Source organism: Sulfuricurvum sp. RIFOXYD12_FULL_44_77 (genome assembly GCF_001830725.1).
GTDB lineage: Bacteria > Campylobacterota > Campylobacteria > Campylobacterales > Sulfurimonadaceae > Sulfuricurvum > Sulfuricurvum kujiense_A.
In genome coordinates this window covers 1-13,690 of sequence record NZ_MIBU01000065.1, presented here as the reverse complement: position 1 = coordinate 13,690, position 13,690 = coordinate 1, and the positions used below count along the sequence as shown (strand labels likewise).

Below are 13,690 nucleotides of genomic sequence, written 5' to 3'. Positions count from 1 at the left end.
GGAGTAGTTGATCTGTTTTTTTTCACCGACGATAATACCCTCACGAGTAGAGCGGATCGTCTCAGCGAGGGTGAGGAAAAAGTTTTTTCCTCCGATTGAGTCTGCGCTCTCTCGTAACTGTTCTGCTAATGTTTGTTCGGTACTATCCATAAATTATCCTTTATATTTTGCTCATCATATCCAAATAACGCTCCAAATGGGCGATTTTAATCCCAAATATGCTATTTTTCTACTATGAAACAACAAGAAACAGCCCCATTTTGGGAAACGAAAACACTCGAAGAATTAACTCCACAGGAGTGGGAAGCCTTATGTGACGGATGCGGACTATGCTGTCTGAATCGTCTTCAGGATGAAGATGACGATAATGCCCCTATTTATTTGACACGTGTTGCGTGCCATTGTTACGATATTGAGGGGGGGCAATGCAGTGACTATGCCAACCGCTTTGATCGGGAAGATGGGTGTATGGGGTTAAGTATTGAGCGGGTAGATGAGTACGACTGGCTCCCCGATACATGCGCATATCGCTTACGTCATCACGGTAAACCGCTCCCCGCTTGGCATCCGCTGATTACGAAAGATCGCCATTCCGTACGTCCCTATGGGATACATGCACTGGACCCCATATTGGATAACGAGATGATCGATTTGGAAGATTACATTGTCGAAGAGGATAATATTAATTCAATCTAAAAATAAATTATACTTATTGACGATTAATTAAATAGTTTTATCAGTATTGCTATACTCATGCTATATTCAGGTTCTATAATTCGCATATATAATAAATGTGGTATTTCCTAGAAAAGGGGTGTGGTGATGGATAATATAACGATTAAAACAAAATTAATGTTGGTTTCACTGTTGGTTTCTTTGGCTTTATTGTTGGTCGCGATTGATTCGTTTATATCAACAAAACAAGAGTTGATGGATGCCAAAAAGACGATGCTTACAACTCAGATTGACACGGTAAGTTCTCTCCTCTCGTATTATCAAAATGAAGTGAGTGAAGGGCGTATGAGCTTAGAAAAAGCTCAAGATACGGCAAAGGAACACATTAAAAGTCTTCGTTATAACGAGAAAGAGTATTTTTTTATTTTGAACGATAAGGTTCAGGGGATTATGCATCCTATTAAACCTGAATTGGACAATACCGATCTCTCCTACATGAAAGATCCGGAGGGGAAACACCTTTTCGTTGAATTTGCCAAGGTAGCTAAAGAGGAGAAAGCGGGGTATGTAACCTATATGTGGCCTAAGCCCGATAGCGAAACTCCGTTGCCGAAGCTGACGTACGTACGTGTATTTCCTGCGTGGGGATGGATCGTCGGAAGCGGAGTCTATGTTGATGACGTTGATAATGAGTTTTTAAATGTAGTGATTAAAAAAGGGATAGGTATTCTCCTCTTAATCGTGATAGTAGTGGCGTTTCTGATAGGGATACAACGCTCTATAGGAAATAAACTCTCGATGATGGAATCTATGGCAGAAGAACTTGCCAGCGGCAATGGGGATTTGACTAAGCGTTTAGCGATTAGCGGAGCGGATGAACCTGCACAAGCGGCAGGATCGATCAACTCGTTTATCGCAACGATTCAAACCATGGTTCAAAATGCAAAACAAGCGTCGAATGAGAATGCATCAGTGGCGACGGAATTATCCCAAACATCGATTGCGATCGGGCGACGTATGGAGGATGGAGCGAGTCAGATGGATGCAATTTACCGAAGTACGGAACAGATTATTGCCCATTTAGCTCTCGCGAAACGGGATAATGAAGTAACGTGCAAAGAGGTTGTTGAAGCCAGTGAAATGCTCCGAATATCGCGTGATGAATTGATGTCGATGATCGAGATGATTCATCACAGTGTAGAAGTGGAAGCCGCTTTTGCAGTGAAAATTCACGAGCTGACGAACAATGCACGCCAAATTCGAGAGGTTCTCTCCGTTATCGGTGATATTGCCGATCAGACAAACTTATTGGCGCTGAATGCGGCAATCGAAGCGGCGCGGGCAGGGGAACATGGCCGTGGTTTTGCCGTTGTTGCGGATGAGGTACGAAAGCTTGCCGAGCGGACACAGGGGAGTCTCACCCAAACCGATGTAACGATCTCCCTCATCGTCTCCGCTATCGAAGAGGCATCGGTACAAATGGAGCAAAATGCCAAAAGTATTGAAAAACTCGGAGAAAAATCACAGCTGGTCGGTGAGAGAATTGAGCAGACGTCGGGTGTTGTCAATCAAACGAGCGTAGCGATTAAAAAATTGGTCGTGGATGCGGATAGTAACACTAAAGAGGTTGAAGGGATTTCACAAAGACTTGCGGCGATGAACGATCTCTCCCGTGCAAATGCACGAAGTGTCGAAGAGATCGCAACAACGGCTGAGCATCTCTTTAACGTAGCGGATGGATTGAATCAAAATATCGGACGTTTCCACGCATAAAACTAAAATATATTTATCGCTGATTCGTGATCTTATAGATGAAGCTAAACACTTCAGCCACCGCGAGATAGAGTTTTTCGGGAACCTCGCGGTCTAGTTCCACTTTGCTGAGCAGCTCCACCAAATCCTCGTCTTTATGGATGGGAAGGTTGTGGAGCTGTGCGATTTTAATGATATTCTCCGCACTCTCGCCTTTACCTTTGGCGATGACGCGGGGAGCGTTCTCTTTCTCTCTGTCATAGCGCATGGCCACCGCTTTTTTCATACTTTTACCTCAAATCCCAAATCTGACCCTTCCGAAGAAGCATAGCTCTCATTGAGCGGCGTTTTGGATTCGTTTCTCTCGAAAATTCGAATCGATCTAGGGGTGAGACCTGATTTTATCAGCATTGTACGCAAATCGGCGATATGTTCGTGGATAAGGGCTTTAAGCTCAGGTTTCTCGGTGTGGGCTTGGATTTCGAGCTGATTCTCATCATAAAGCCCCATCATAAGATCGAGTTCACCGTACTCTTTCAGTACGAGATTGATTTCACAGTAAAACTTTTTATCGGCTGTTTTTTTAAACGCCAACGACCCCTCTTGAAGCTGATCCCACACAAAAGGGAAATAGATGGAGTTGGAGGAGCTCAGATGGGAGAGGAGCTGATGGTAGTCGATTTGGGTTAGGAGTTTTTCGGTCTGTTCCAAGAGTTTCGAAGATGCGGGATCATTTGAGAGAGTGAGGTCCCCTTTGAGGGTGAGGAGCGCCGATTTCACATCATTTGCCATCGACTCTTGCAGAAATGTCTCGGTAACCAGCTCTTTGGGATTGGTAAACGCATTCAGCTTACTCAGCAGTGATGAGAGTTCTTTAGAGGTGTCCCCTTGGGTTATAGCACTTTGGAGCTGATGGGTAAACGCTTTGAGATCTTCAGAGGGGGTGTTTCCCATATTTTTGAGGAGTTTTTCGATCGAGTCGAGGAGGGCATTGGTATCCGGAGCGTTGCTGGAGAGGAGGGAGCCGTAAATCTGGGAAAGGGTCGTTTTTAACTCTTGAATAACACTCGATTGATCCAGTTTTTGGACGAGAATTGCGACCTCGTTGGAGTAGAGGGGATCGCTTTTGGAGAGGAGTTTTTGAAGCGATTCAGAGATTCTTTTTATCCCCTCGCTCAGTTGCGTTGCCGTGTCAAGATTTTGGCTTGCTTTTGAGAAATTCGGCGTATCTAAAAGGGCACTGATGTGAGCGTGGATACTTTTAGCCTCATTCTGCGGCATTTTAGAGAGAGCTGTTTTGAGCTGCTCGAGGTTCTGGATCAGGTCAGGGAGTTTTTGCAAAGCGGCAACAAATTTGGACTCCATGAACACACCGCTGGAGGCAATTTGACTTTTTAGAGTGTTGGCATCGAGTGTCACCACATTTTTGAGAAAATTTTCCAACAGAGCGGTTTTCGACGTTAGCTCGGAAGAGGTTTTTACGTCGTTTACGAGTGATTGAAGGGTATCGCTGAAACTTCCCATTGTTTTAAATGCCGTAGAGTTTTTTAGCAGATCGAGAAGGACGTGATCCGATTTGGAAGCGGTGGTTTTATCCTGAAAAACGGAGGTGAGGAGAGATTTGATATCTTTGGCCTCTTTGAGCGTTTCGAGTTGTTCGGGGGTGGCATTTTTGAGTGCCTCGGAAAAGGCTTTGTTCGTATTGGGGAGGATAATACTTAGCCGTGCTTCGGGGGATAAATGTATCATAGTAAAAATGATAACACAGAATTATTTTTTTGTTGCGATGATAAAAATAAGATTATCGATAATGTCAATACTCTCTTCCGGATGATTGTGTTCGATTTCGACTATCCCCTCTTCAATCTCTTTATCACTGAAGGCGCCTAAATCGGACATAAAACGGTGGCGAAGCATCGTGTACCAATCTTGTTTTGCTATTGTAAACGTATGGCTTCGGTGATAGGTTGAGAGGGAAAAACCTCCCTTTCTTAGTTCATTTTCAAGGAGATTTTGGGAGGGTTGATTACGTGCGAATTCGATTTTTGCCCCTTCAAAAAAGGGGAAAGCAATAGTTTGAGGACGGGTAATAATAAGGACTTTTCCATGATGAGGTAGAGATTGATACACGGTTTTCCAAAATAAATCACGATCTTTGATATGGTGAATGACCTCTTTGAAGAGCATTTTTGTAAAAGGGGTATGGGAAGCTAAAAACGAATGGGCATCAAAACAGAGTGCGCTCACATTGCTCAGTTTCGCCGCCTCTTCACACATCGCAGAGGAGGGTTCAACGCAGTATGCACGTAAGAGCTGTGCTTCATTTGCCAAACGACTCGTAAAACTCCCTGTTCCCCCTCCGATATCGGCGAGAATATCATCGTGTGTGAGGGCTAGATCATGACGGATATGGGAGATGACAAAATCTTTGTAATCATCCGAAAAATACCAGATACGGTTGAAAACATCGGCTATAGTATCGAAATGGTTTGGTGTGCTCACTCTTTTTTACCTCTGTATGGAAAAATGGATCTAGTACAAGAAAGTATGACGTAAAAAACAGTGTATTGATTATTTTATACTTTACGAGACCTTTAAGATGTTTTTTGTTACCCTATGCGATATTCTGAAGGATAAAAATAATGGTTGATCCGAATGCGCTCAAACAGGTGCGCGCCAGTTTGCACTCTTATTCTCTTCTTTATGTGGAAGATAATGAAGGGCTGAACACTCAAGCCACTACCTTATTTAAAAAGTTTTTCGATACCGTCTATTCTGCGCATGATGGAGAAGAGGGGCTCGAATACTTTAAACTCTATCGTCCCCAGATTGTCATCACCGATATCAATATGCCCAAAATGGACGGATTGAGTATGGGTGAAGCGATACATAAAATCGACAATGACGTACTTATTATTATCACTACGGCACATAATGAGCTTGAATTGCTTCACCGCTCGATCAAAATCGGTATTTTCGATTATCTGATCAAACCCCTTAAAATTGACAATCTTATTGAAACATTCACCCGATGTGCCCAAACGCTCACCGAAGCATTGCATCGTAAAATTTTTAATATCAATCTTCATGCCGTATTTAACTACCAAAATAATTTAGTGTTGCTCTTGCATGAGCGTAATGTGGTCATTGCGAATCAGCCTTGTCTCGATTTCTTCGGTGTTTCTAACATCGAGACGCTTCGTAAACAGTTTGCCTCTTTTGGGGAGATTCTTCTAGAGCATAAAAGTTTTGTCTACAACCACGACGAGATGGAATGGTTTAAACACATTTCCTCTCATCCGGGGAGATTGTTTAACGTTAAGATCAAAGATTTGCAAGAGGTATCACACCATTTTATCCTGACGTTTCAGAGTGTTCCCGAGAAAGAGGGGTATGCCGTCCTCTCATTGAATGATGTGACGGAATTGGGGCTTCTCAAACTCTATGATACCAATGCGACAGAGCGCGAAGAGTTGGCTAAAGATGAAAAAATGGTGCGCGGGTTACTCGAGATGGCGATGCGAAGCGGTGCGAAGATTAAAGTACACAACCTGTACAAAGGGCTGAGTATTTCGAATGACGGATTAGTCGTGAGTATTGAAAAGAGAAGCGTTACCGTCAAAGCCCCTTATGTTCAGCTCAAGGCGATGCAGCACGAAGATATATTTTACCTTACCTCAGAGCTTTTTCCGATGGCGATTATGGCAGATGGGATCAAACGGATTGATTTTGATGACCAAAGCGTTTTATTTGAGCACTATCGACTGGTCGAAACTTCTCCGACCCGTCGTGATACGATACGGGTTACCCCTGATGAAAACATACGGGTAACGGTCTTGTATGAAGGGCGTAAATTTGATGCTGATTTGGAGATATTGGATGTTTCACTGCGAGGTATCAGGATACAATTTCCTTCCCTGCCTGCCGGATTTGCGATAAAACATCTGGTCGTTTTGGATATTGTTATTATGATTGGGGTGCGTCCGGTCATTATCAACACACAAGCAGAGGTTCTTCGGATCATTGAAGGAAATCGTCATTTCGAAGTTGTTTTTGTTTTCAGTTTAAGCTCTCAAGGACAAAAAAATATTATCGACTACATCGCCAAACGGCAAATGGTCTTAATCCGTGAGTTTAAAGGAATCCAATATGAAAAATGAAACACTCCTTTACAATGACGGCAATCACAAATGTATTATGTTCAGCCTTGAAGATGAAGATCATCAAGATTACTCGCTGTCGGTCAATCAGTTTTTGATAATCCAGAATGAGAGTGCTGTTTTGATCGATCCGGGAAGCGAAGGGATATTCGGCGAGCTCTACGCCGCCGTATCGGTTCATATTGATCCGCAAAAAATCAAATACATCTTTTTTTCCCACCAAGACCCCGATGTTGCCGGTGCGATCAATCAGTGGAGTATCGCCACCTCTGCCAAACTGGTTATATCTCAGTTGTGGGTGAGATTTATGGGCCATTTCGGTTTGATGGATATGGATAGGATTATAGGGTTGGAAGATCATGGAGCTAGGATAAAATTCGGGAGCGATTATTTGCAGTTTATCCCTGCCCATTTTTTACATTCGCCGGGAAATTTCTCCCTCTACGACAGCCGCTCAAAAATCCTCTTTTCGGGTGATATCGGTGCCGCAATCGCATCTCCCCAAAACTTGAATAAGCGGGTTGATGATTTTGAGGAACACCGTCCGTTTTTGGAGGGGTTTCACAGCCGCTACATGGCGTCGAACCGTTTTTGCCGTGCGTGGGTCGAATGTGTACGCGCGTATGACGTTTCCACTATCGCTCCGCAGCATGGATCGCTCTTTCATGGAGAAAACGCTAAGCGATTTTTAGAATGGTTTGAAGAGGTTCAAGGGGGCGAAGAACACTGCTCTGAACTTTATGGATTGAAAATATGAATTCGTTGAGTACCTCTGATCAGCTTAAATTTCTCCGTGAAACAGGAAGAGATATTACGATTTTGTACGTTGAAGATGATATGAATTTGCGAGAGGAGATGAAACAGTATTTAGGAAAAATCTTCCCCCATATAGTGGTATGTTCCGATGGTTTTGAGGGGCTTGAAACCTATAAAAACGGTACCTTTGATATTGTCATCACCGATATTATGATGCCGAAAATGACCGGAATCGAGATGTTGGGTGAGATCAAAAAAATCAATCCGTTCCAAGAGATGATGATCACCTCCGCGTACACGGAAAGCGAATATTTGCTAGAGGCGATTAAATTAGGAATCGATGCCTATATCCTCAAACCGGTTCAACATACCCAAATTATCGAAGTGCTCTACAAAACAGTATCTAAAATCATGCAAGGACGTGAAAACGAAGAGTATCGTCTCCATCTTGAAACCTTGGTCGATATGAAAGTGAAGGCCTGCACCCTTTTAGAAGAGGAAAAAATTGCCTACTACGAAAAAACGCTTCTAGGGCTTATTAAGATGGTAGAGAGTCGTGACAGTTACACGGCGGGACATTCACAGCGGGTTGCAGAGTATTCAAAATTAATAGCCGTTGAAATGAAATACTCTTCCGAAGAGTGTGATTTAATCTATCGTGCCGGACTGCTTCACGATATCGGCAAAATTGCTACTCCGGACAGTATTTTGCTTAAACCTAGCCATTTGGACTCTCTTGAGCGGGAGTTGATCAAAGAACACGTTAATGTCGGAGTTGAGATGCTGAGTGAAATTCCGATGTTCGATAGTATCGTGCCGATTATCAAAAGTCATCATGAACGTTATGACGGGGAGGGATATCCCCAAAAACTCCGAGGCGCCGAAATTCATCAATTAGGCAAGATCATGATTATTGCCGATGCATTCGATGCGATGACAACCAGCCGAATCTACAAAGGTCGAAAAAATGTGGAAGAAGCATTAGCGGAGATCGAATCGCTCAGCGGCGCTCAGTTTGATCCGGAGATCGTCCCTTATGCCCGCAAAGCATTGCAACATCTAAAAGTGCAGGAGCAAATCACCCAACTCCCTACCAACACACTCGAAGAGGAACGGTTCGCCTATTTTTATAAAGATCCGGTAACCGGATTTTACAACCAGCGCTATCTTGATCTCATCCTTTTGAAAAACAGTTACAGCCACTTGTATCGATGTATCAATGTAGTCTCTTTACACCATTTTAGAGAGTATAACGATGCCCATGGATGGGATAAGGGGAATAAACTTTTAGCGGATGTCGCAGAAGCGATAAGGGAAAGTTTTCCGGGACTTACTTTTTTTCGGCTTCATGCGAATGATTTTGTAATATTGGGAAAAGAATCTTTTGAGTTTCCGGAAGGAACCTATGAAAAATCGGAGCTTTTGACTCAAAACGGTTTGACATGTTCTCACTTTCATTTTGATCTTACAACCGAGAATGTGATCAGTCTTTCTGATTTGGAACAAAGAATGCGTGATGAACGGCATCGGCGGAATCAATAGCGTAAAGAGCTCAAAGTCGGTGATTAAAAGAAGTTTATTGTTTGAAGATGGAATGTAGTATAGGTGTGATAAAATACGATTAAATATTTGTGCCTACGGTTGGCACTGCTTACGAACTTGCTCTTAATTGCACTTTCCATATCCTATTTTTCCCCTCGCCTAAAACCGTCCTGAGTTACGACTTTGGTTGGGCCTAACCACCAAAGGAACCCCTTTATGACATTTACCGATTTAAATCTAAACGCGTCGTTGCTCAAAGCAATTTCTGATCAAGGCTACACTACCCCTACACCGGTTCAAGCACAAGCCATCCCTTTTATTTTAGAAGGGCGTGATATGCTTGCAGGAGCTCAGACCGGTACCGGTAAAACAGCCGGCTTTACCTTGCCGATGCTCCAAATTTTGAGTGATAAAAAGACCTCAAAACCGCATCGTAAAATTCGTGCCCTTATCCTTACCCCGACGCGTGAGCTTGCGGCACAGGTAGCCGAGAGTGTAAAAATTTACGGCAAATATCTTCCCCTTAAAAGTGCCGTTATTTTCGGCGGAGTAGGGATCAATCCCCAAATCACGATGTTACGTAACGGAATCGATATCCTTATCGCCACTCCGGGACGTTTACTCGATCATGTCGGGCAGGGGACGGTTGATTTGAGTGCCGTTGAATTTTTCATCCTTGATGAAGCGGACAGAATGCTCGATATGGGATTCATCCGTGATATCCGCCGTGTCATCACGATTCTCCCGAAAGCGAGACAAAATCTCCTCTTCTCCGCAACCTATTCGGACGATATCAAAACCTTGGCAAGCACGTTGCTCCGTAATCCTGCTGAGGTTGAAGTGGCACGCCGCAATACCTCCAGCGAGCTTGTGAAACAAAGCGTTATCCTCGTTGACTGTAAACGTAAAAGTGCCCTTTTGGGTGAGTTGATCGGTAAAAACAAATGGGAACAGGTTCTCGTATTTACCTGTACCAAACACGGAGCGAACAAACTCACCGAATACCTTCAAAAGATCGGTATCACCGCAGCCGCAATCCATGGTAATAAAAGCCAAGCTGCCCGTACCAAAGCGCTGAACGATTTTAAATGCAGCAGTGTCAGAGTTCTCGTCGCGACCGATATTGCGGCGCGCGGTATCGATATTGATGCCCTTCCTCATGTCGTGAACTTTGAGCTTCCTAATATCGCGGAGGATTATGTCCATCGTATCGGGAGAACCGGACGTGCGGGATGCGAAGGGGAAGCGATCTCTCTTGTGTGTGTTGATGAAGCCGATTACCTGCGCGGGATTGAAAAACTGATCAATAAAAAGCTTGATAGCACTATTGTGGAAGGGTACGAGCCTGATCCATCTATCAAAGCCGAACCGATTCAACGCGGTCGCGGCGGAGCAGGCGGCGGCGGTGGAAACCGTGGTGGAAACGGCGGCGGCGATCGAGGCGGAAAGCCGACTCAAAAACGAGATAGCGGCCGTCACGAGCCAAAGCGACGTGATAACGATCGACGTCATTAAGATAAATTTTTTCGATAAAACAGTGTACAATTTTAAAGACTGTATGGAAAGCCTTTGATGATACGATTTTTTATCCTTTTTTTAGCATTTATTAGCGCTGTTCTAGGTGCTAATCTCGAGAGAGTGTCGGTTCAGCTGGATTGGAAATACCAATTTGAATATGCCGGATATATTGCTGCCAAAGAGAAAGGATATTATCGCGAAGCAGGGCTGGATGTCGAACTGCGTGAATATCATGCCGGAATCGATGTTGTATCGGATGTATTGCGCCGCAAATCTACCTACGGTATTTATAACAGCAGTATCGTTGTCGAGAAAGGGCGTATTCAGCCTATAGTTCTTATGGCAACCTATCTTCAACACTCTCCATTGGTTTTAATCACTCAAAAAGGGATAAAAAATCCCACTGATTTGATCGCTAAGACGATTATGGGGACAAATAATGAATTTAAACACAGTTCATTATCCCTTTTACTCACCCATTTTAATATAACCTCCGACAATAGCCGTTTTGTCAATCAAACCTTCAGCATTGACCCTTTTGTCCATCGTGAAGTCGATGCGATGAGTGCGTACCGCTCAAACCAGCTGTATGAGCTTGATCGGCTTAAAATTGCTTATAATATTATTGATCCGCAAGCGTATGGTTTTGTCGTGAATGCGGGAAATCTTTTCACTTCTTATCACGAAGCGGTTGAACACTCAGAGCGCGGGCAAAAGTTTATTGATGCCACGAATCGGGGCTGGAAGTATGCCCTAGAGCACTCGGATGAGATCATTGATATTTTAAAACGGAAATATGGGGTAAAAAAATCTCATGATGCACTTAAATATGAAGCACAAGAGATCAAAAAGTTGATGATGATCGATTTGTATAAAATCGGTGAAACGAACAGAGAACTTACCCAGCGCCTTTTTAAACAACTTCTTTATGCAGGTATCCTTCAAAGTGATCAGAAGTTAGGAGAGTTTTTATTTCAAGATATTCTCAAGAGTGCATTTCAACTGAGCGACGCTGAAAAAAGATATCTTCTTCAAAAGAAAAAAATTACGATGTGTGTTGACCCGGAATGGTATCCGCTTGAGGCGATTCGTGAGGGGAAACACATCGGTATCGCTTCAGACATTATGAAAAGTTTTGAATCTAAAATCGGCATTCCTATCGAACTGATACCTACGGCTACGTGGAACGAATCACTCTCGCGTGCACAAAACCGTCAGTGTGATATCCTCTCATTGGCGGCTAAAACACCTGAACGTGAAAAATATCTCTCATTTACATCGACCTACTTAGCTGTTCCGCTTGTTATGGTAACGACAATGGAAAAACCGTTTACCGAAAGTATCCATCAATTGAGTGGGAAAAAAGTAGGGGTCGTAAAAGGGTATGCAACTTTTGAGCGTTTAAAAAGGCTCTATCCGACTCTTACGTTTGTTGAAGTAGAATCGGTTAGTGACGGGTTGAATAAAGTTGAAAACGGCGAACTTTACGGTTATGTTGATAATCTTGTCGTCACTTCTTCGTATATTCAAAAAGAGTACACCGGAAGTCTGAAGGTTTCATCCCGCCTCGAAGAAAAAGATGAATTGCATGTTGGTGTACGCAATGACGAACCGCTACTGCATACTATTTTTGAAAAACTCGTGGTAGAGTTGGATGAGTTGACCATGCAAACAAGTTACAATCGCTGGACATCAACGATTGAGCATGTAGCGTGGTTAGATCGTCCTTTAATCGGAAAGATACTACTTGTTATTTCTCTTTTATTGGTTGCCTTTGTATGGCGATATGTACTTTTAAAACGGTATAACTCTCGTTTACTCCAACTCTCTACCACCGACAAACTGACAGGACTTTATAATCGTCAAAAAATCGATGAACAACTGAATGAAGAGCAGCATAAAGTCAACCGATACAAGGATTATTGTTGCTGTATTATGATGATCGATGTCGATTTTTTTAAGAATATCAACGATACATTGGGACATCAAGAGGGAGATAATGTGCTGCGTAAATTGGCGGAGGTGATGAGAAAATCATTGCGCCAAACCGATACTATCGGACGATGGGGAGGGGAAGAATTTATTGTTATTTTATCCCATACCTCTTTGGACGAAGCAGAAAGAGTAGCATGGAACCTTCGCAAAAGTGTAGCTGAGTATCCATTTACCTCAATTGGATTTGTAACCATCAGTATCGGAGTGGGAGAGTTTATCCCATTCGAAGAGGTTCACTCGTGTGTTAAACGAGTGGATGCCGCACTCTACAGAGTAAAAGAAAACGGCCGAAACGGCGTTGTTTCAACATCTCAAAGAGTGTAATTTCATTACATAGAAGTTAAGAAAAAGATAGTAAAGAAGAAGTTTTCCCCAAAAGATTGGGGAATCAGACGAGAGGCTATGTTCTAAATACAGAAATCTGAGAGGTAAGCTGCTCTGTCATTTGATGGAGATGCTCTGCCGCTGCGGCAATCTCTTCAACGCTTCGGGCATTAGAGGTAGATAATTCATTAATATTACCGATTTTATGGATAATCGATTCCGTAGTAGTCGCATTATTTTGTGTGTCATTCGAGAGCTTTTCAATAGCATTGACGGTATCGGCTAATGCTACAACAGCAGTTTCGGTATGCTCACTGACTTCAGCTGAGGCTTCTACCAGTGTTTCAATTCGTTTCGTGTTATGGTTCATTTGATCGGTGATATCATTGATCGATTGAACGATGACATTGACCGTTGCATTGGTCTCTACGAGGCTTTTTTGGGTTCGCTCGGCGAGTTTGCGTACTTCATCGGCAACGACGGCGAAGCCGCGTCCGTGCTCTCCCGCACGTGCCGCTTCGATAGCGGCATTAAGAGCGAGGAGATTGGTTTGATCGGCAATATCGGCAATGACGGTAAGGACTTGTTTAACCTGTGACGCCTCTTGTGAGAGCGAGTTGAGGCGATCATTGATCTCCCCTTCCATTTGCACGGTAAGCGAAAGCTGCTCGATCGTGTTGTGAAGTGCCGATTGCGCTTCTTGAAGGCTTTGACGTGTGCTGAGCGCTTTTTCACGTACACTTTGTGCTTCAAGCGCTGAAGATTTCATTGCCTCTTTCATACGATCTGATTCTACGGTTGTTTGGGTAACGATTTTTGCCTCTTCTTCTGCAGCTCTTCCGATAGCAAGGGTTGTAGCGGAGAGTTCAGCCGAAACAGAGAGGTTTTCGCTTGAAGCGGAACGAATTCCTTGAAATGCCTGACGTAAGACACTCACTAAATCATTGAGTTTTCGGCTCATTTGTGCC

At 43.5% G+C, this 13,690-nt stretch carries 11 protein-coding genes; 7 read left to right on the top strand and 4 right to left on the bottom strand.

The features are described from left to right. Nucleotides 1-234: 234 nt before the first annotated feature. Together A2517_RS03150 and A2517_RS03145 are read left to right on the top strand one after the other, a co-directional pair. Nucleotides 235-696: a YcgN family cysteine cluster protein gene (locus A2517_RS03150; RefSeq protein WP_294894044.1), complete on the top strand. Its 462-nt coding sequence runs from the start codon at nt 235-237 to the stop codon at nt 694-696. A 126-nt stretch (nt 697-822) separates the two neighbouring features. Further along, the gene (locus A2517_RS03145; RefSeq protein ID WP_294894042.1) at nt 823-2,448 is read left to right on the top strand and encodes a methyl-accepting chemotaxis protein; all 1,626 of its coding nucleotides are present in this window, start codon (nt 823-825) and stop codon (nt 2,446-2,448) included. Between the two features lie 13 nt (nt 2,449-2,461). Here the strand turns inward: A2517_RS03145 and A2517_RS03140 are convergent, their stop codons facing one another. The 3 genes from A2517_RS03140 to A2517_RS03130 are packed head-to-tail and all read right to left on the bottom strand — an operon-like array spanning nt 2,462 to nt 4,929. Further along, nucleotides 2,462-2,713, bottom strand: coding sequence for an EscU/YscU/HrcU family type III secretion system export apparatus switch protein (locus A2517_RS03140; RefSeq protein WP_294894040.1), 252 nt, complete (start codon nt 2,711-2,713; stop codon nt 2,462-2,464). Next, entirely contained in the window at nt 2,710-4,176 is a 1,467-nt protein-coding gene (locus A2517_RS03135) for a flagellar hook-length control protein FliK (RefSeq protein ID WP_294894037.1), read from the bottom strand. The genes A2517_RS03140 and A2517_RS03135 overlap by 4 nt, the downstream gene beginning before the upstream one ends. A 21-nt stretch (nt 4,177-4,197) precedes the next feature. Next, nucleotides 4,198-4,929: a trans-aconitate 2-methyltransferase gene (locus A2517_RS03130; RefSeq protein WP_294894035.1), complete on the bottom strand. Its 732-nt coding sequence runs from the start codon at nt 4,927-4,929 to the stop codon at nt 4,198-4,200. A 140-nt stretch (nt 4,930-5,069) separates the two neighbouring features. Here A2517_RS03130 and A2517_RS03125 point away from each other — a divergent pair, with 140 nt between their 5' ends. The 5 genes from A2517_RS03125 to A2517_RS03105 all read left to right on the top strand — a co-directional run bounded on the left by A2517_RS03125 (nt 5,070) and on the right by A2517_RS03105 (nt 12,722). Next, a complete protein-coding gene (locus A2517_RS03125) occupies nt 5,070-6,587 on the top strand; it encodes a response regulator (protein WP_294894033.1) in 1,518 nt (505 codons plus the stop codon). Next, complete coding sequence (locus A2517_RS03120) at nt 6,577-7,344, top strand: MBL fold metallo-hydrolase (protein WP_294894031.1); 768 nt, start codon at nt 6,577-6,579, stop codon at nt 7,342-7,344. The genes A2517_RS03125 and A2517_RS03120 overlap by 11 nt, the downstream gene beginning before the upstream one ends. Next, the gene (locus tag A2517_RS03115) at nt 7,341-8,885 is read left to right on the top strand and encodes an HD domain-containing phosphohydrolase (protein ID WP_294894029.1); all 1,545 of its coding nucleotides are present in this window, start codon (nt 7,341-7,343) and stop codon (nt 8,883-8,885) included. The genes A2517_RS03120 and A2517_RS03115 overlap by 4 nt, the downstream gene beginning before the upstream one ends. Before the next feature lie 216 nt (nt 8,886-9,101). Next, nucleotides 9,102-10,400: a DEAD/DEAH box helicase gene (locus tag A2517_RS03110; protein ID WP_294894027.1), complete on the top strand. Its 1,299-nt coding sequence runs from the start codon at nt 9,102-9,104 to the stop codon at nt 10,398-10,400. Nucleotides 10,401-10,457: 57 nt separating this feature from the next. Next, complete coding sequence (locus A2517_RS03105; RefSeq protein ID WP_294894025.1) at nt 10,458-12,722, top strand: diguanylate cyclase; 2,265 nt, start codon at nt 10,458-10,460, stop codon at nt 12,720-12,722. Between the two features lie 76 nt (nt 12,723-12,798). Here A2517_RS03105 and A2517_RS03100 read toward each other — a convergent pair. Continuing rightward, the coding region (locus A2517_RS03100; RefSeq protein ID WP_294894023.1) for a methyl-accepting chemotaxis protein at nt 12,799-13,690 on the bottom strand (892 nt) is incomplete at its 5' end.